Origin of the sequence: Streptomyces sp. NPDC048424 (assembly GCF_040651555.1) — a bacterium.
Taxonomy (GTDB): Bacteria; Actinomycetota; Actinomycetes; order Streptomycetales; family Streptomycetaceae; genus Streptomyces.
Map to the genome: position 1 here is coordinate 160751 of NZ_JBEZKE010000003.1, position 17548 is coordinate 178298.

Annotated in this window: 16 protein-coding genes; 11 read left to right on the top strand and 5 right to left on the bottom strand. The window is 74.8% G+C overall.

What is annotated here, in order from left to right:
• Positions 1–309 precede the first annotated feature (309 nt).
• Positions 310–861, top strand: a complete 552-nt coding sequence (locus AB0D29_RS05550) for an adenylosuccinate lyase (protein ID WP_362852279.1) — start codon at positions 310–312, stop codon at positions 859–861.
• Here AB0D29_RS05550 and AB0D29_RS05555 read toward each other — a convergent pair whose 3' ends face one another.
• Both AB0D29_RS05555 and AB0D29_RS05560 read right to left on the bottom strand, forming a co-directional pair.
• Entirely contained in the window at positions 862–2418 is a 1557-nt protein-coding gene (locus AB0D29_RS05555) for an alpha/beta hydrolase (protein WP_362852280.1), read from the bottom strand.
• Between the two features lie 112 nt (positions 2419–2530).
• Positions 2531–3562 carry an Rv2578c family radical SAM protein gene (locus AB0D29_RS05560; RefSeq protein WP_362852281.1) on the bottom strand — a complete coding sequence of 344 codons (1032 nt, stop codon included), beginning with the start codon at positions 3560–3562 and terminating at the stop codon, positions 2531–2533.
• Positions 3563–3672: 110 nt separating this feature from the next.
• Between AB0D29_RS05560 and AB0D29_RS05565 the strand changes: the two genes are divergently transcribed.
• From AB0D29_RS05565 to AB0D29_RS05585, 5 genes are all read left to right on the top strand, one after another.
• Positions 3673–4497, top strand: a complete 825-nt coding sequence (locus tag AB0D29_RS05565; protein ID WP_362852282.1) for a hypothetical protein — start codon at positions 3673–3675, stop codon at positions 4495–4497.
• 75 nt (positions 4498–4572) lie between these two features.
• Positions 4573–5016 (top strand): SRPBCC family protein, encoded by a 444-nt coding sequence (locus tag AB0D29_RS05570; RefSeq protein ID WP_030715419.1) that lies wholly within the window; start codon positions 4573–4575, stop codon positions 5014–5016.
• Between the two features lie 147 nt (positions 5017–5163).
• Positions 5164–5997 carry a M55 family metallopeptidase gene (locus AB0D29_RS05575; protein ID WP_362852283.1) on the top strand — a complete coding sequence of 278 codons (834 nt, stop codon included), beginning with the start codon at positions 5164–5166 and terminating at the stop codon, positions 5995–5997.
• Position 5998: 1 nt separating this feature from the next.
• A complete protein-coding gene (locus AB0D29_RS05580) occupies positions 5999–7360 on the top strand; it encodes a M20/M25/M40 family metallo-hydrolase (protein ID WP_362852284.1) in 1362 nt (453 codons plus the stop codon).
• A 13-nt stretch (positions 7361–7373) separates the two neighbouring features.
• A complete protein-coding gene (locus AB0D29_RS05585; protein ID WP_362852285.1) occupies positions 7374–9407 on the top strand; it encodes a prolyl oligopeptidase family serine peptidase in 2034 nt (677 codons plus the stop codon).
• Here AB0D29_RS05585 and AB0D29_RS05590 read toward each other — a convergent pair.
• Positions 9404–9961: a hypothetical protein gene (locus tag AB0D29_RS05590; protein WP_362852286.1), complete on the bottom strand. Its 558-nt coding sequence runs from the start codon at positions 9959–9961 to the stop codon at positions 9404–9406. The genes AB0D29_RS05585 and AB0D29_RS05590 overlap by 4 nt on opposite strands.
• 53 nt (positions 9962–10014) lie before the next feature.
• Positions 10015–10842, bottom strand: a complete 828-nt coding sequence (locus AB0D29_RS05595) for a hypothetical protein (RefSeq protein WP_362852287.1) — start codon at positions 10840–10842, stop codon at positions 10015–10017.
• Between the two features lie 34 nt (positions 10843–10876).
• On the opposite strand from AB0D29_RS05595, the gene AB0D29_RS05600 reads away from it, so the two are divergent.
• The 3 genes from AB0D29_RS05600 to AB0D29_RS05610 all read left to right on the top strand — a co-directional run bounded on the left by AB0D29_RS05600 (position 10877) and on the right by AB0D29_RS05610 (position 14415).
• Positions 10877–11455, top strand: a complete 579-nt coding sequence (locus AB0D29_RS05600) for a GNAT family protein (protein WP_362852288.1) — start codon at positions 10877–10879, stop codon at positions 11453–11455.
• Between the two features lie 4 nt (positions 11456–11459).
• Entirely contained in the window at positions 11460–12359 is a 900-nt protein-coding gene (locus AB0D29_RS05605) for an arginase family protein (RefSeq protein WP_030720733.1), read from the top strand.
• An 88-nt stretch (positions 12360–12447) separates the two neighbouring features.
• The gene (locus AB0D29_RS05610; protein ID WP_362852289.1) at positions 12448–14415 is read left to right on the top strand and encodes a DUF5107 domain-containing protein; all 1968 of its coding nucleotides are present in this window, start codon (positions 12448–12450) and stop codon (positions 14413–14415) included.
• Positions 14416–14532: 117 nt separating this feature from the next.
• Here AB0D29_RS05610 and AB0D29_RS05615 read toward each other — a convergent pair whose 3' ends face one another.
• On the bottom strand, positions 14533–15351 hold the full coding sequence (locus AB0D29_RS05615) for a methyltransferase domain-containing protein (RefSeq protein WP_362852290.1): 819 nt from the start codon (positions 15349–15351) through the stop codon (positions 14533–14535).
• Between the two features lie 200 nt (positions 15352–15551).
• Between AB0D29_RS05615 and AB0D29_RS05620 the strand changes: the two genes are divergently transcribed.
• Entirely contained in the window at positions 15552–16124 is a 573-nt protein-coding gene (locus tag AB0D29_RS05620) for a TIGR03086 family metal-binding protein (protein ID WP_362852291.1), read from the top strand.
• A gap of 140 nt (positions 16125–16264) precedes the next feature.
• Positions 16265–17491: an aminotransferase class I/II-fold pyridoxal phosphate-dependent enzyme gene (locus tag AB0D29_RS05625; protein WP_362852292.1), complete on the top strand. Its 1227-nt coding sequence runs from the start codon at positions 16265–16267 to the stop codon at positions 17489–17491.
• Positions 17492–17548 lie beyond the last annotated feature (57 nt).

A 17548-nucleotide genomic window follows, 5' to 3' on the forward strand; every position in this document is an offset into this window, starting at 1 on the left:
GGCCCGCGGGGAGGAGCCCGGCGGGAGGACCCAGAGGGAAGGGAGCCCGGGGGCGGAACCGGCCCGACCCTGTCCCGGGGTCACGCCGTGCGAAGAACGAACCGACCGACACGAGGCGGCTGCGTCACCAGGCCGCCCTCGTACGTATTGCGTTATGAGGACAGTAACTCGTCGGTAACTGGTGCGCCAGAGCGCGGAGATGTGACCTGTACCGCCCAAATGTACCGATCATCGATCATCGATCAACCGGGCTCCGCCGATCTCCCGGAACCCGGCGTGGCGGCCGCCGCCCCGGCCTAGGGTGGCCGGGTGAACGACGTGCTGGAGCGCCTGCGGGCGGAGGCGGGGCAGTCCCCCGAGTACGAGGTCCTGCTCGCGGCCGGCCCCGACGCCCTGGCGGCCTCCCTGACCACCGCCGGACTGCCCCTGTGGGCCCGCGAACTGGCCGCGTACCGGCTCGGCCTCGCAGGCGACCGCCGGGCCTTCGAGTCCCTCGTCCTGCTGCTCAACCACCGGGACCCGCCCCGCTGCGCGGCCGCCGCCGAGGCGCTGGCCGTCCTGGACGACCCGCGCACCGCCCGCGCGGCGGCGGCCCTCGCCACCAACGGGCTGCGCACGGCCTACGCGCTCCAGCCCGTCCGGCTGCTCACCGCCCTGCGCGCCCCCGAGTCCGTACCGGCCCTGCTGACCACCCTGTCGCGGCTGCTGTCCCCGAACGACCCGTACTGGCGGGTGGCCCTGGCCTGCGTGGAGGGGCTCGGCGCCCTCGCCGACCCCCGCGCACGCGAACTCCTCACCCGCGCCCAGTCCCACCCCCGCCTCGCCGTGGCGGCGACGGCCGCACTGCGCGCGCTCGCCTGATCAGCCCCGGAAGCCGAGCAGGCCGTGCAGGGCCGCACCGCCCGCCGAGGGCGCGACCGCACGCGTCGCCGCGGCAGGCTTCGGGGCCGCCTGGGCGGCGCAGGTGGCGTCCGCGGCCTGCCCCGTCCGCAGGTACGCCGACACCTTCTCGTCCAGGCACTTGTTGCCGCTGAGCGCGATGCCGTGGTTGCCGCCGCCCTCCTCGACGACCAGGGCCGAGCCCTTCAGCTTGTCCCGCATGCTGAGCGCACCCGCGAACGGGGTCGCCGCGTCCTCCGTCGCCTGGAGGAGGAGGGCGGGCGGCAGGTCCGCGTTGGTCACGTCCGGGGCCTGCAGCGGCTCCGTCGGCCAGAACGCGCACGGGGCGTTGTACCAGGCGTTGTTCCAGGTCATGAACGGTGCCGCGGCGTGCGTACGCCACATGTCCGCGCGCCACTGGTTCCAGTCCCGCGGCCAGGCCGAGTCCCGGCACTGCACCGCCGTGTAGACGCTGTAGCCGTTGCCCGCCGAGGGCTCCACCGCGCCGAACCGCTCGTACGCCGCCACCAGCGGCTTCGGGTCCTGCTTCACGGCGTACGCGGCGAAGGCCTCGGCCAGGTTCGGCCAGTAGCCGTTGAAGTAGCCGCCCGGCATGAAGGTGTCCTCCAGCTCGGACGCGCCCACCTTGCCGCCCGCCGGAGCCTCCCGCAGCGCCCCGCGCATCGCGTACCAGCGCTCCTCGACCGCCACCGCGTCGGTGCCGAGCCCGTAGGTGGAGTCGTGCTCGGCCACCCAGGCCAGGAACGCCTTGTGACGGGTGTCGAAGGCCTGGTCCTGGGCCAGGTTGTCCTCGTACCAGACCCCGCCCGGGTCGACCACGGAGTCCAGGACGAGCCGGTGCACCCGGCCCGGGTGGAGCTTGGCGTACACCGCGCCCAGGTAGGTCCCGTAGGAGTAGCCGAAGTAGCTGATCCGCTCCGCGCCGAGGGCGGCGCGCAGCGCCTCGATGTCCTGCGCCGCCGCGACGGTGCCGATGTACGGCAGCACGTCCGCGTGCTTGGCCTGGCAGGACTCGGCGAAGGCCCGCACCCGGTCCAGGTTGGCCCGCTCGGTCGCCTCGTCGACGGGTACGGAGTCCGGCCGGACGGGGGCGAAGTGGCCGGCCGCGCAGTCGAGGGTCGGCTCGCTCTTGCCGACGCCCCGCGGGTCGAAGCCGATCACGTCGTACTGCGCGGCCACGTCCTTGGGGAGGGCGGAGGCGACGAATCCGGCCAGGCTGCGGCCGCTGCCGCCCGGCCCGCCCGGGTTGACCAGCAGCGGCCCCTGGGAGGTGGCGGCGGTGTGCGGGACCCGGGTCAGCGCGAGGGAGATCTGGCGTCCGGCGGGCCGGGCGTGGTCGAGGGGGACCTTGAGGGAGGCGCACTGCAACGTGGGATAGCGCGGGGTCGCACAGCCGGTCCACCGCAGCGCGGCGGCGCGCTCCGCCGCGGGGGCCGCGGTGACCGGGCCCGCGAGGGCGGTGGCGGCGGTCGCGATCGACAGCAGGACAGCGGCGCGCTTCTTCAAGGGGTGCAGCATGGGGCCTCCCAGCCGAGGGTTCTGGGCGGAATCGTCCCGGAAACCGCGCCTGGAAGGCGGGATTTGGCTGCTTATTGGCCCGATGTGATGAGCCTTCAGGGGCCGTCCGAGGTCACAGCAGCGTGAGCTGGGTGACCCCGGCGGGCACCTCCTCGGCCGGGCGCTCGGGCGTCACGATCCGGCGGGCCTCGCCGCGCCGGGACGGCCCGATGCCGAATTCGGCCGCGAGTTCGTGGACTTGGCGGGTGATCTGGCGCTGGTACCAGGTGGGGGCGTACGAGCCGCCCGCGTACATCCGCTCGTACCGCTCCACGAGGTGCGGGTGGTGCTCGCCGAGCCAGGCCGTGAACCACTCGCGGGCGCCGGGGCGCAGATGGAGTACCAGGGGTGTCACGGAGGTCGCCCCGGACTCGGCGACGGCGCGGACGGTCGCCCGCAGCTGCTCCGGACGGTCCCCGAGGAAGGGGATCACCGGGGCCATCAGCACCCCGCACTCGATGCCGGCGTCCGTGAGGGTCCGTACCGCGCCCAGCCGGGCGGCGGGGGAGGGCGTGCCGGGCTCGACGGTCCGCCACAGCGCGGTGTCGGTGAAGCCGACGGAGACGGAGATCCCGACCTCGGCGAGCCCGGCGGCCTCCTGGAGGAGCGGGAGGTCGCGCAGGATCAGCGTGCCCTTGGTGAGGATGGAGAAGGGGGTGGCGTGGTCGCGCAGGGCCTCGATGATGCCGGGCATCAGCCGGTAGCGGCCCTCGGCGCGCTGGTAGCAGTCGACGTTGGTGCCCATGGCGATGTGCGCGCCGCTCCAGCGGGGCGAGCCGAGCTCGCGGCGCAGCAGCTCGGGGGCGTTGGTCTTGACGACGATCTGCGAGTCGAAGCCGAGTCCGGTGTCGAGGTCGAGGTAGCTGTGCGTCTTGCGGGCGAAGCAGTACACACAGGCGTGGCTGCAGCCGCGGTACGGGTTGACGGTCCATTCGAACGGCATGCGCGAGGCGCCGGGCACCCGGTTGACGATCGAGCGGGCCCGCACTTCGTGGAAGGTGATCCCGCGGAATTCCGGGGTGTCGAAGGTGCGCGTCACGACGGCGTCGGCCCCGAAGAGCGCGGCGGGCCCGGTGGCGCCCTCGGTCAGGTTGTCCCAGCGCATGAGCGCCTCCCTCGGTAGCTCTGGCCCGAGAATAGAACAAACGTTCCCATGATCGTGCGGGCCGGGATATTCGCTGGTCAGGGAGGCGGGCCGGCTGCGAGGCCGCGCCCATGGCGGGAATGCGGATCGTGGTGTGCCTCCCAGGCGAGGCGCGGAGCAGGCTGGACGAGGCGGTCGCGGAGGCGATGTCGCCTTTCGAGATCGACTACAGCCGGGGCGAGGAGCTCGACATCTGGGACGGCTGGTGGATCCGGGGCGGCGCCGACCGTGGAGGCTTCCAGCTGCTGCCGGGGTACGAGGAGGACCCGCGGGTCGTGCACGACGGCCCGCGCGGTGACGGCACCCGCGAGCCGAGCCTCCCCGGGTGGTGTGCGGGCGGCCCCCGGGAGGCACTGGCCTTCGCCGAGATCCGGGCCGAGGCGGCCGGGCTGGCCCGGGCGGCCTGGGACCTGTGGCACGGGCTGGCCCCCCGCCACCCGCCGGCCGAGCCGCACCGCGAGGTCTCGTACCGCCCCTGGAGCACACCGGACGAGTACCGGGCCGGGCGCCTCGCGGAGCGGGAGGCGGAAGAGGCCTTCGACGCCCAGCCGCTGGTCGTCGCCTACAGGGAGGGCGTGGCGGCGCTGCTGGCCGCGCACCGGGGATACGAGCTCGGCGGCGGGTTCCTCTACAACGGAGCCGCCGGGGCCGTCGGCTGGACCGGCCGGGAGGAGTTCGTCGCCGAGGAGACCGCCTGGAAGCCCGCATACGATCACGTGCTCACCCTCGACGGCTGGTGGTACGGGGAGGACGGGCCCGTACACGGCGCCTGCGACGGCCCGGGCGCCTGCCCCCACACTCCGCCCCTGCCGGAGCCGTACCGACGTTTCACGAGCGGGTACTTGGAGGCGCTCCCCGGGGACACTCTCCTCGTCCGCGTACGCTGCCACGTCTGAGCCGGATTTGGGCGCTTGCCCCGGAGGTGGTTGGCTTCGCCGTGACGAGCGGACACAACTGCTGGAGGAACAGGCATGGCGCAGGTCGAGGCCACCACGGAGCGCATCATCGGAGCCGACGCGGAGACGGTCTTCGACACGCTGGCCGACTACAGCGGAACCCGGCAGAAGCTGCTGCCCGAGCACTTCAGCGAGTACGAGGTGCGCGAGGGCGGCGACGGCGAGGGCACCCTCGTGCACTGGAAGCTCCAGGCCACCAGCAAGCGCGTGCGCGACTGCCTGCTGGAGGTCACCGAGCCCACCGACGGACAGCTCGTGGAGAAGGACCGCAACTCCTCCATGGTCACCACCTGGGTGGTCACCCCGGCCGGCGAGGGCAAGTCCAAGGCCGTCGTCACCACCGTCTGGAACGGCGCCGGCGGCATCGGCGGCTTCTTCGAGCGCACCTTCGCGCCCAAGGGCCTCGCCCGCATCTACGACACCCTGCTGGCCAACCTCGCCGCCGAAGTCGAGGCCTGAGCCCGGCCGTTGCCGGTGGGGCCGGGTACACGGCCTCCCCGGATCGGGTGAACTGAACGGACCCGCGGGGGCCGGGCGTGGCCCCGGGCCGGGGCGGGGTGCGGCGGTTAGTGTGGGGCCCTGCGCATCCGACCGCACGGGGGCCCGATGAAGATCCTCATCTCCGCCGACATGGAAGGCGCCACCGGCGTCACCTGGCCCGCCGACGTGCTGCCCGGCACCCCGCAGTGGGAACGCTGCCGCTCCATGTTCACCTCCGACGTGAACGCCGCCGTGCTCGGCTTCTACGACGGCGGCGCCGACCAGGTCGTCATCAACGAGGCGCACTGGACCATGCGCAACCTGCTGCTGGAGCGGCTCGACGCCCGCGCGGAGATGCTCACCGGCCGCCACAAGACCCTCTCCATGGTCGAGGGCGTCCAGCACGGCGACGTCGACGGCATCGCCTTCGTCGGCTACCACACCGGTGCCGGCACCGAGGGCGTCCTCGCCCACACCTACCTGGCCAACTCGATCACCGGGGTCTGGGTCAACGAGGTCCGCGCCAGCGAGGGGCTGCTCAACGCGCACGTCGTCGCCGAGTACGGCGTCCCCGTCGTCCTCGTCACCGGTGACGACCTGACCTGCGTCGACGCCGCCGGCTACGCCCCCGACGCGGTGACCGTCGCCGTCAAGGACCACGTCTCGCGCTACGCCGCCGTCTGCCGGACCCCCGCCCGCACCGCCGCCGACATCCGGGCCGCGGCCAAGGAGGCCGCCGCCCTCGCCGTACGGTACGAGCCGGTCCGCGGCGGCCCGTTCACCGTGGAGCTGGAGTTCGACGCCGAGCACCTGGCCATGACCGCGACGGTGGTCCCGGGCGTGGAGCGGTGCGGGGAGCGCAGGGTCGCGTACACCAGCGAGACGATGTACGAGGGGATCCGCGCCTTCAAGGCGGTCACGACGGTCGTCTCGGCGGCCGTGGAGGAGCAGTATGGCTGACATGCACGCAATCAATGACGGGGCACTCGCGGAGGCCGTCGGCGCCGTGGACGAAGCGGCCCTCGACGAGGCCGTCGAGTTCACCTCGGGCCTCATCCGGATCGACACCACCAACCGGGGCGGCGGCGACTGCCGCGAGCGCCCCGCCGCCGAATACGTCGCCGAGCGGCTCGCGGCGGCCGGCCTGGAGCCGGTCCTGCTGGAGCGCACCCCCGGCCGCACCAACGTCGTCGCCCGGATCGAGGGCACCGATCCCACCGCCGAGGCCCTCCTCGTCCACGGCCACCTCGACGTCGTCCCCGCCGAGGCCGCCGACTGGAGCGTGGACCCCTTCTCCGGCGAGGTCCGCGACGGCGTGGTGTGGGGCCGCGGCGCCGTCGACATGAAGAACATGGACGCGATGGTGCTGGCCGTCGTACGGGCCTGGGCGCGCGCCGGAGTGAAGCCGCGCCGGGACATCGTGATCGCCTACACCGCAGACGAGGAGGACAGCGCGGTCGACGGCTCGGGCTTCCTCGCGGACCGGCACCCGCACCTCTTCGAGGGCTGCACGGAGGGCATCAGCGAGTCCGGCGCCTTCACCGTGCACACCCGCCCCGGCGGCCCGGCCCTCTATCCCATCGCCGCCGGCGAACGGGGCACGGCCTGGCTGAAGCTGACCGCGCGCGGCATCGCGGGACACGGCTCCAAGCCCAACAAGGCCAACGCCGTCAGCCGGCTCGCCGCCGCCGTGGCACGGATCGGCGAGTACGAATGGCCCGTCCGGCTCACCGACACCGTCACCGCCTGCATCACCGAACTCGCCGCCCTGCAGGACCTGTCGGTCGACCCGCGCCGCCCCGGCTTCGACCTCGACACGGTCCTCGGCAAGCTCGGCCCGGCCGCCGCCCTGGTCGAGGCGACCGTGCGCAACAGCGCCAACCCGACGATGCTGAGCGCCGGTTACAAGCTCAACGTGATCCCCGAGCACGCCACCGCCTACGTCGACGGGCGGATGCTGCCGGGCGGCGAGGAAGAGTTCACCGCCACCCTGAACGAGCTGACCGGCCCCGACGTGCACTGGGAGTTCCACCACCGGGAGGTGCCGCTCCAGGCCCCGGTGGACGGACGGACGTACGCGATCCTGCGCGAGTCCGTCGAGCGGTTCGACCCGGACGGGCACGTCGTGCCCTTCTGCATGGCGGGCGGCACCGACGCCAAGCAGTTCTCCCGCCTCGGCATCACCGGCTACGGCTTCTCCCCGCTGAAGCTGCCGCCCGGCTTCGACTACTGGGCCCTCTTCCACGGCGTGGACGAGCGGGTCCCCGTCGAAGCCCTGCACTTCGGTGTCCGCGTACTCGACCACGCGCTGCGGTCCCTGTGAGCGGGGCCCGGTGATGGCGGCGCCGACCCGGCCCTACGGAAGCTGGCCCTCGCCCATCGACGCCGCGCTGGCCGCCGCGCTCGACGGGCGGCCCGAGTACGTCGGCACGGTCGGCCCCGAGGTGTGGTGGACCGAGCCCCGGCCGCGGGAGGCCGGCCGCCGCACCCTCGTCCGCCGCCGACTCGCTGACGGGGACGCCGAGTTCACCGAGCTGCCCGCCCCGTGGAACGTGCGCAGCCGGGTCACCGAGTACGGCGGGCTGCCCTGGGCCGGAACCGAACGGCCCGTCGGAGGACCCCTGTTGGTCTTCGTCCACTTCGCCGACCAGCGGCTGTACGCCTACGAACCGGACGCGCCCGGCGCCCCGGCGCCGCGCCCCCTCACCCCCCTGTCCGGGACCGGCGGTGGACTGCGCTGGGCCGACCCGGTGCTGCGCGGCGGCGAGGTCTGGTGCGTGCTGGAGGAGTTCACCGGGCCCGCCCCGACCGACGTGCGCCGGGTGCTGGCCGCCGTGCCGCTCGACGGATCCGCGGCGGAAGACCGCTCGGCGGTACGGGAGTTGACGGACGGCCGGCACCGTTTCACCACCGGGCCCCGGCTCTCCCCGGACGGCCGGCACGCGGCCTGGCTGGCGTGGGACCATCCCCGGATGCCCTGGGACGGCACCGAGCTGAAGCTGGCCGAGATCACCGCGGACGCGAGGCTGACCGGGGTACGGACCGTGCTCGGCGGCCCCGAGGAGTCCGTGGCCCAAGTGGACTGGACGGCCGGCGGAACCCTCCTCGCCGTGAGCGACCGAGGCGGCTGGTGGAACCCGTACCGGGTGGACCCGGAGACGGGCGCAGCCGTCAACCTGTGCCCCAGGGAAGAGGAGTTCGGCGGCCCGCTGTGGAAGCCCGGGCTGCGTTGGCTCGCCCCGCTGCCCGACGGTGCCACCCGGGTCGCGGGTGCCGGCGGCGGACTCCTCGCCGTCCTGCACGGCCAGGGCTCCCCGGTGCTCGGCATCCTCGACGCCGAGAGCGGCGACCTGGTCGACGCGGCCGGGCCGTGGACGGCCTGGCAGCCGACGCTCGCCGTGCACGGCACCCGGGTCTACGGGGTCGCCGCCAGCCCGCGCAGCGCGTACGAGGTGGTCGAGCTGGACACCGCGACCGGGCACGCCCGGGTGATCGGCGCGCAGGGCGTGGACCCGGTGGACCCGGCCTACTACCCGGAACCGCAGAGCCGCACCTTCCTCGGCCCCGACGACCGTCAGATCCACGCGCACGTCTACCCGCCGCACCACCCGGCCTGCCGGGCCGCCGCCGACGAACTGCCCCCGTACGTGGTGTGGGCGCACGGCGGCCCCACCGACCACGTGCCGCCCGTACTCGACCTGCACATCGCGTACTTCACCTCGCGCGGCATCGGCGTGGTCGAGGTCAACTACGGCGGGTCCACCGGCTACGGACGCGCCTACCGGGAGCGGCTGCGCGGGCAGTGGGGCGTCGTCGACGTGGAGGACTGCGCGGCGGTGGCCCGGGCGCTCGCCGCCGAGGGCACCGCCGACCCCGACCGGCTCGCCATCCGCGGCGGCAGCGCCGGCGGCTGGACGGCGGCGGCCTCGCTGGCCGCCACCGACCTCTACGCCTGCGCCGCGATCATCTACCCGGTGCTGGACCTGCTGGGCTTCGCGGAGGAGACCCACGACCTGGAGTCCCGCTACATCGAGGGCCTCGCCGGGCCGCCGCAGACCCTCGCCGTGCTCTGCCGCGAGCGCTCCCCGGTGGCCCGCGCCGACCGGATCACGGCGCCGTTCGTGCTGCTCCAGGGCCTGGACGACGCGATCTGCCCGCCGGCCCAGGCGGAGCGGTTCCTGGCGGCCCTGCGGGACCGTCCGCTGCCGCACGCGCCGGTGCCGCACGCATACGTGGCCTTCGCGGGCGAGGGCCACGGCTTCCGCCGGGCGGACACCATGATCCGGGCGCTGGAGGCCGAACTGTCGCTGTACGCCCAGGTCTTCGGGATCGAACGGACCGACGTCCCCCGGCTGGCGCTGGAGGCCTAGGCCGCAGTCTGAGCCGGGCTGTCGGCGGACCGCGGCGCGGTCCGTACGCTCCACCAGACGGAGCCGAGCAGCAGGGCTCCCGGGGCGATGCCCGCGACCGCGGCGATGGCGGCCGCGGAGCAGCCGCAGGCGGCCAGCACCAGACCGGCGGCGCCACAGGCGGACATCGCGGCCGCCAGCAGCCGGAGCGACGGCATGCGCCAGACCGCCGCCAGGCCGAAGAAGTGCAGGCCGACGATCAGGGCGATCCAGCCGACCGTGGCCCGCGGGACGTGCAGCAGGCGGTTGATGACGAAGAGGCCGGCCGCGACGACGACCACCTCGGCGGCCACCACGAGGAGGTAGCCCCGCCCGAACCTCCTCGGCGCCGGGCAGTCGGCGGCGGCCGAGGGTACGCGGGACCGGCGCAGCGCGATGAACAGCCAGACGAAGGCGGATATCGCGAGGAGGCGCAGGGGAACGGCGACGGCCGGAGGCAGGGCTCCGGCGTTCGCCTGGACGAAGAAGACTCCGAACGCGGCGCCGATGAGCCCACTCGTCTGATGCGATGTCATGACACCCAGTCTGATCGAAGTCGATCATGATGCGCAAAGCCGCGGCCACCGCCTCATTCGGCGCTGCGCCGCAGGTGGCGGGTCCGCTCGCTCGTGCGCAGCCAGACCCGCAGCGGGCCGATGGCGGTGAAACCGCTGCGGACCGCGATGTCCAGGTCCGCCCCGCCCTCGTAGCCGACGACGTCCAGGTCCGGCCAGCGGGCGGCGACCGCGGCGAGGACGCCCGCCCAGGCCGCGTCGGCCGGAGCCCCGTCACCGGCGAACAGGTTGGAGACGCCCACCACACCGCCGCCGGTGCTCACGACCGCCCCGGCGACGATCCGGCCCCCGGCGTCCCCCGGGGCGCGGCCCGCCAGGAAGACGATGCCCTCGCGCAGCAGGGCTGGCCGGAACGGCCCGGTGCCCTCCTCGCCGCCCCAGGCGCCCTCCCAGGCCGCCAGCTCCTCGGCACCGGTCACCTCGGACCACTCCAGCCCGGACGAGGCCGCCACCGCAGCCGCGCTCCCGGCCGGGCGGTGGATCCACTGCGCCTCGAACAGCACCTCGAAGCCGTCCCCGGCCAGGTCCAGACGGGCGAAGCTGTCCTTCACCGAGCAGCCGGGGGAGTCCGTGTCGATCCACTGGAGGACGGACGGCGCCGAGGTCTCCGGGTCCAGGGTCACCGCATCGGGATACAGCGGCGGGGTCCGGCGCGTGCTGAGCCACACGTACGCGTCGTCGAACTGCGGCGCCAGGCCGTGCGCCGTGCACACCGCGTCGCACCACATGGCGTTGTTCAGCGCGGCCCGCCGCAGCACCGTGTCCGTGTCCGTGTCCGTGCCCGTCTCCGTGCCCGTGCCCGTCTTCGTGCCCGTCTTCGTGCCCGTCTCGTCCTTGATCACGCCGGTGATGGTGTCACACCCCTAGCCTGGGGCGATGACCTTTTCGACCTACCTCCGGGAGGGCGAGCGCGTGGGCCTGCGCCCCTTCCGGCTCGCCGACGGGCCCGAGTTCACCGCACGCGTGCACGAGAGCCGCGAGCTCCACCGCCCGTGGCTGGCGCCGCCCGCCACCATCGAGGAGTACGAGCCGTACGCGGCCCGGCTGACCGAAGGCGAGGGCCGCGCCGGCTTCCTCGTCTGCGAGCGGGAGACCGGAGCCATCGCCGGCTTCGTCAACGTCAACAACATCGTGCGCGGGGCCTTCCAGTGCGGGGCCCTCGGCTACGGGGCCTTCGCGCACGCCGCTGGGCGGGGCCTCCTGCGCGAGGGCCTCGGGCTGGTCCTCGCCCACGCCTTCGCCCCCGAAGCCGGCAACGGCCTCGGACTGCACCGCCTGGAGGCCAACGTCCAGCCCGGCAACACCGCCTCCCTCGCCCTCGTGCGGGGAGCGGGCTTCCGCCTCGAAGGACTCTCCCCCGACTTCCTGTACGTCGACGGCGCCTGGCGCGACCACGAGCGCTGGGCGATCACCGCCGAAATGCAGGCCCCCGAGGGGGCTCATCGCACAGGATGAGGGCATGCGAACCCTGGTGCTCCTCGACGCCCCGTCCAACCTCGGCCTGCGCCCGCCCGCGCCCGGCGCCGTCCCCGGCGTCTACAAGCTCGCCGGGGCCCTGCGCGAACAGGGCCTCCTCGCCCGGCTCGGCGCGCGCGAGGGCGGGGTGGTCGTCCCGCCGCGCTACGACCGCGGCGACTGGCAGGAGGGTGACGGCGTGTTCCACGCCGAGGCCCTCGCCGCCTACACCGTCACGCTCGCCGACCGGATCGAACGCCACCTGCGCGCCGGGGAGTTCCCCGTCGTCCTCGGCGGCGACTGCTCGATCCAGCTGGGCGCCGCCCTCGCCATGCGCCGGATCGGACGGTACGGACTGGCCGCGATCGACGGCTCCGCGGACTTCCGCCACCCCGGCAACGAGGCCGTGAACGGGCCCGTCGGCGCGGCCGGCGGCGAGGAGCTCGCCCTCTCCACCGGCCGCGGCCAGGCCGATCTCGCCGACCTCGAAGGGCGGGCCCCCTACCTGCGGGACGAGGACGTACGGCTCTTCGGCCTGCGGGACGGGGACCCGGACCTCGCGGAACTGCACGCGGCCGGGATCTCCGTGGCCACCGTGGGGGAGATCCGCGAGCGCGGGGCCGGACCGGTGGCGCGGGCGGCACTGGAGGGGCTGCACCCGCCGGAGACCGCCGGATTCTGGGTGCACCTGGACGCCGACGTGCTGGACCCGGCCGTCATGCCGGCCGTGGACAGCCCCGACCCGGGCGGGCTGATCCCCGACGAACTCGCCGAGCTGCTCGGCGTGCTGGCGCGTTCACCGCGCTGCGTCGGGATCAACGTCACCATCTACGACCCGGATCTGGACCCGGACGGGCGTGCGGGCGCGCTGCTGGCCGATCTGGTCGCGGGAGCCTTCCGGTAGGACCACACGAGGGCCTTTGCGTAATCCTGACCGGTGGTGATCCGCGGAACCCCTGTGCACCGGCGGCCGCGGCGTGTTCCATTTCCCCATGGCCACCACCGTCCGCCGCGCCGTACTGACCCTTCCCGCAGCCCCGCTGGGCCCCGAGAACCCCCTGCCCGCCCTGCGCGCGCCCGACGGCGTGCACGCGCTGGACGACCGCTCGCGCGACGGGCTGCCGCGCGAGATGGCACGGCAGATCGGGTACGAGCCACTGCGCTCCCTGCTGCCCGTCCGGATCCGGGACGGGTACCGACGGGAGCGGCCGGAGCGGGAGTTCGAGACGATCGTCATCGAGAACGACCACCTGCGGGTCACCGTGCTCCCCGAGCTGGGCGGGCGCGTCCACTCGCTCCTGCACCTGCCGACGGGCCGCGAACTGCTCTACCGCAACCCGGTGTTCCAGCCCGCGAACTTCGCGCTGAACGGGGCCTGGTTCTCCGGCGGCATCGAGTGGAACATCGGCGCGACCGGCCACACCGCCCTTTCCTGCGCCCCGCTGCACGCCGCGCTCGTGCCCGCCCCGGACGGTGGTGTGATGGTCCGGCTGTGGGAGTGGGAGCGACTGCGGGACCTGCCCTTCCAGGTGGACCTGTGGCTGCCCGCGGAGTCGGAGTTCCTCTACGTCGGCGTCCGCGTGCGCAACCCGCACGAACGGCCGGCGCCCGTGTACTGGTGGTCCAACATCGCCGTCCCCGAGGACGCGGGCACCCGCGTGCTCGCCCCCGCCGACGAGGCCTGGCACTTCGGGTACGAGCGCGCGCTGCGCCGCATCCCCGTGCCGCAGTGGGAGGGCGCGGACCGCACGTACCCGCTGAGCAGCGAGTATCCGGCCGACTTCTTCTACGAGGTCGAGGCCGGGGCCAGACCCTGGATCGCCTCGCTGGACGCGGCCGGGCAGGGGCTCGTGCAGACCTCCACCGGGCGGCTGCGCGGGCGCAAGCTGTTCGTGTGGGGCGCGGGCGGCGGTGGCCGGCGCTGGCAGGAGTGGCTCACCGAGCCGGGCACGGGCGGCTACGCGGAGATCCAGGCGGGGCTGGCCCGCACCCAGCTGGAGCACGTACGGCTGGAGGGCGGCGGGGAGTTCAGCTGGCTGGAGGCGTACGGGCCGCTGGCCGCGGAACCCGCCGCGGTGCACGGGGCCGACTGGGCGGCGGCGCGCGGCGCGGCCGAGCACGCGCTGGCGCGGGCGCTGCCGGCGGAGCGGGTGGAGACGGCGTACAAGGCGTGGCGCGAGTGCGCCGACACCGAACCGGGGGAGCGGCTCGCGGAGGGCTCCGGCTGGGGCGCGCTGGAGGTGATGTGCGGGGGCTTCACACTCCCGGGCACCCCCTTCGGGGAGTCCACCCTCGGCGAGGAGCAGGCCCCCTGGCTGGAGCTGTGGCGCACGGGCGTCCTGCCCACCCCGCGGCGGGTGGTTCCGCCGGGCCCGAGCCTGGTCGCCGCGCACTGGCGGGACATGCTGGAGACGGCCCCGGCGGATCCGCTGACCGAGTACCACCTCGGCGTGGCCCAGTGGCACGCCGGGGACGTGGCGCAGGCCGTACGGAGCTGGGAGCGCGGGCTGGCGCTGGCGCCGTCGCGCTGGCCGCTGCTGAGGTGCCTGGCGGTGGCGGACGCGCTGGCCGGGGACCCGGCGCGGGCCGCCGACGGGTACGCGGCCGCCTTCGAGGACCTGGCGGGGGAGAGCCGCGGCGGCGAGCCGTGGGCCCCGGCGGAGGCCGCGCTGGGCCGCGAGGCGATGGCGGCCCTGCTGGCCGCCGGCCGCCTGGCGGAGGCCCGCCGCGTCTGGGACCGGCTGCGGCCGGCCCTGCGGGAACAGGGCCGCTTCCGGCTGCTCGCCGCGCGGCTGCTGGTGGCGGAGGGCCATGTCGCCGCGGCGCGCCGGGTCTTCGAGGACGGCTTCGAGATCCCGGACCTCCGCGAGGGCGAGGAGACCTTGTCCGAGGCCTGGTCCGCCCTCACCGACCGCCCGCTCCCGCCGCGGTACGACTTCCGCATGCGGCCCCCGAGCTGACGGTCCGGCCCGATCCGAGCCCCTCCGGCGATTGAGGAGCGGGGTGCGGGGCGGAGCCCCGGTCTTTCCGCCCCGCCGGCGTTTGAGGCGCGCAGACCCGGGGAGCCGGACCGCAGGTCAGGCGCGGCAGAGGATCTCGCCGTTCAGGACCGAGAACCAGGCGTCGGGCTCCGCACCCCACGTGCGCCAGGCCTCCGCGGCAGCGGCCAGGTCGGCGGCCGACGCATGGCCTCCGCCGGTGGCCCTGGCCGCGTACGCGGAGGTCGTCGTACGGTCCGCCCACAGCGACGACCACCACGCGGCCTCCTCCGGGGTGGCGAAGCACCAGGCCGTCGCCGACGAGGTCACGTCCGTGAAGCCGGCCTCTCGGGCCCAGGCCCGCAGCCGGCGCCCCGCGTCCGGCTCGCCCCCGTTGGCGCGGGCGACGCGCCGGTACAGGTCCAGCCAGTCGTCCAGGCCCGGCGTCGCCGGGTACCAGGTCATCGCCGCGTAGTCGGCGTCGCGCGCGGCCACGATCCCGCCCGGCCGGCACACCCGCCGCATCTCGCGCAGCGCCTGTACCGGGTCGCCCACGTGCTGGAGCACCTGGTGGGCGTGGACCACGTCGAAGGAGTCGTCCGGGAAGTCCAGCGCGTGTACGTCCGCCGTGTCGAACTCGATGCCGCCCACCCCGCGCTCCGCCGCGTGCGCCCGGGCCTGCTCGACCACCTCCCGCGCCGCGTCGACCGCGGTGACCCGGCCGCCCGGCGCGACCAGCTCCGCCAGGTCCGCGGTGATCGTGCCCGGGCCGCAGCCGACGTCCAGTACGGACATCCCCGGGCGCAGCTCGCCGATCAGGTACGCGGCGGAGTTCTCGGCGGTGCGCCAGCGGTGCGAGCGCAGGACCGACTCGTGGTGGCCGTGCGTGTAGACGGCGGTTTCCTTGGCGGCGTTCATGACCGGCCCTCCTCGTCGAAAGCGTTGCGACCACCGTAGACGATCAGTTCGTCATCTGAGACGGGCGTTTTGACATGTGGACACCAGCCTTGTGTGCCAAGGGGGTCGGGCAAGCGGGTGGCCGGTCGGTGGCAGGGCGATGCGGGTGCGAGGAGAGTGGCCCCAGGGGGACGTTCCCTTGGCAGAGGACGGTGAGAGCCATGCCGGAGACGGTGCTCGAACAGCACGCCGCGGCGCTGCGGCTCTTCGGTGAACGGGTGCGCGCCGTCAGGGACGACCAGTGGGACGCGCCGACCCCGTGCACGGAATGGAACGTGCGGGAGCTGGTCAACCACGTCACCGGCGAGCAGCTCTGGATCCCGCCGCTGGTCGCCGAGGGCCGAACCGTCGAGGAGATCGGCGACGCGTTCTCCGGCGACGTGCTGGGCGAGGACCCGGTGGCCGCCTGGGACGAGGCCTCGGCCGCCGCGCACGCCGCCTTCGCCGCGTCCGGCGCGCTGGACCGGACCGTGCGGCTCTCGTACGGGCCCGCGCTCGGGTCGGCGTACTGCTCGGAGCTGACCACCGACTGCGTCGTGCACACCTGGGACCTCTCGCGGGGCATCGGCGCCGACGACCGGCTGCCGGACGGCCTCGTCGAGTTCGCCATCAAGGAGGTCATGCCGTACGCCGACGGGCTCGCGGCGAGCGGGATGTTCGCGGCGCCGCTGGAGGTGCCGGCGGGTGCGAACGCGCAGACCAGGCTGCTCGGGTTGGTGGGGCGCAAGGGCTGAGGCGCGGCGCCCGCAGCCGCCTCCCTACGTCCAGGTAACGGGCATAGGGCACCAAATAATCGTATAAAGGTCAGGGTCAGGGGTCAGGATCGGGGCCGGCCACCGGCGCGTGGCAGGACCAGGGCGGAAGGCGGCACACGGTGGCGGGGACGCAGCGCACGGCGACGGAGGGCCGCGGCCCGGTCCGGTACGGCCCGCCGGCCCCCCAGCCGGGCCTGCCCGTGCTCCCCGAACTGCTCTCCGTCCTCGCCGCGGCCGCCGGACGCGCCGCACCCGAGCCCCCGGGCGGCGGGGAACCCGTACGCGAGGCCGCCTGCCGGCACTGGGGGCGCCGCGGGCTCGCCACCTCCCCGGAGAACGTCGCCGCCGGCCCCGGCGCCCCCGCTCTGCTCCTCGCCCTGCTCGGGGCGTACGGGGGCGATGTGATGCTGCCCCGGCCCTGTCCCGCTTGGTGGACCCCGCAGGTCCGGCTGCTGGGACGGCGGGCCTACCACGTGCCGACCCCGGCCGAGTGCGGCGGCGTACCGGACCCCTACGCGCTGCTGGAGACCGTACGGCGGGTGCGCGCCGAGGGCGGCGACCCGCGGGTGCTGCTGCTGTCGGTCGCCGACGACCCCACCGCGACCGTCCCGCCGCCCGAGATGCTGCGCGAGGCCTGCGAGGCAGCCGAGTCCGCCGGGCTGTTCGTCGTCAGCGACGAGAGCTGGCGCGACACCGTCCACCGGCCCCACGACACCCTGGTCCTGAGCCCCGCCGAGATGCTCCCCGAACAGGCGGCCGTCCTCGTCGACCTGTCCGGGGCGCTGCTGCCCGCCGGCTGGCCCGCCGCCGTGGTCCGCTTCCCCGGCACCGCCCGCGGGACCTGGCTGCGCGCCCGCACCCTCGACGTCCTCACCGCCACCGGAGCGATGGTCGCCGGACCCGTGGCCGGCGCCGCCGCGCACGCCCTCGACGAACCCGACGCGGTCGCCGGGCGCGCCTACGCGGCCGCCGCCCTGCACGGCGTGGTGGCCGCCGCCGCGCACCGCGAGCTCCTCGCGGCCGGGGCGCTGGCCCGGCCCCCGCAGGCCGGCCGGCACCTCTACGCCGACCTCACCCCGCTGCGCGCCGGACTCGCCCGGCACGGGGTCGGCGACGCCATGGAACTGGAGGACTGGCTCGGCGCCCGGCTCGGCGCGCCGACGCCCGGCGGGCAGCGCTTCGCGGACGAACTGGGCGCGCTGCGGGTCAGGTTGTCCACCGGGCCGCTGCTGGGCGCCACCCCGGAGGAGCGGCTGGCCGCGCTCACGGCCCGCGATCCGCTCGCACTCCCGCACGTACGGAGCTCCCTCGACCTGCTCGGGTCGGTCCTGGCCGGGCTCGCCTGACGTGAACCTGGACCTGACCTGACCTGACCTGACCTGACCTGACCTGACCTGACCTGA

Bases quoted from the DNA above. Each gene is read 5' to 3' on its own strand.
- AB0D29_RS05575 (WP_362852283.1), top strand. From the start codon at position 5,164: ATGAAGATCCTCATCTCCGCCGACATGGAAGGCGCCACCGGCGTCACC.
- AB0D29_RS05605 (WP_030720733.1), top strand. From the start codon at position 11,460: ATGCGAACCCTGGTGCTCCTCGACGCCCCGTCCAACCTCGGCCTGCGC.
- AB0D29_RS05560 (WP_362852281.1), bottom strand. From the start codon at position 3,562: ATGCGCTGGGACAACCTGACCGAGGGCGCCACCGGGCCCGCCGCGCTC.
- AB0D29_RS05615 (WP_362852290.1), bottom strand. From the start codon at position 15,351: ATGAACGCCGCCAAGGAAACCGCCGTCTACACGCACGGCCACCACGAG.
- AB0D29_RS05570 (WP_030715419.1), top strand. From the start codon at position 4,573: ATGGCGCAGGTCGAGGCCACCACGGAGCGCATCATCGGAGCCGACGCG.
- AB0D29_RS05585 (WP_362852285.1), top strand. From the start codon at position 7,374: ATGGCGGCGCCGACCCGGCCCTACGGAAGCTGGCCCTCGCCCATCGAC.
- AB0D29_RS05565 (WP_362852282.1), top strand. From the start codon at position 3,673: ATGGCGGGAATGCGGATCGTGGTGTGCCTCCCAGGCGAGGCGCGGAGC.
- AB0D29_RS05590 (WP_362852286.1), bottom strand. From the start codon at position 9,961: ATGACATCGCATCAGACGAGTGGGCTCATCGGCGCCGCGTTCGGAGTC.
- AB0D29_RS05555 (WP_362852280.1), bottom strand. From the start codon at position 2,418: ATGCTGCACCCCTTGAAGAAGCGCGCCGCTGTCCTGCTGTCGATCGCG.
- AB0D29_RS05580 (WP_362852284.1), top strand. From the start codon at position 5,999: ATGCACGCAATCAATGACGGGGCACTCGCGGAGGCCGTCGGCGCCGTG.
- AB0D29_RS05620 (WP_362852291.1), top strand. From the start codon at position 15,552: ATGCCGGAGACGGTGCTCGAACAGCACGCCGCGGCGCTGCGGCTCTTC.
- AB0D29_RS05610 (WP_362852289.1), top strand. From the start codon at position 12,448: ATGGCCACCACCGTCCGCCGCGCCGTACTGACCCTTCCCGCAGCCCCG.
- AB0D29_RS05600 (WP_362852288.1), top strand. From the start codon at position 10,877: ATGACCTTTTCGACCTACCTCCGGGAGGGCGAGCGCGTGGGCCTGCGC.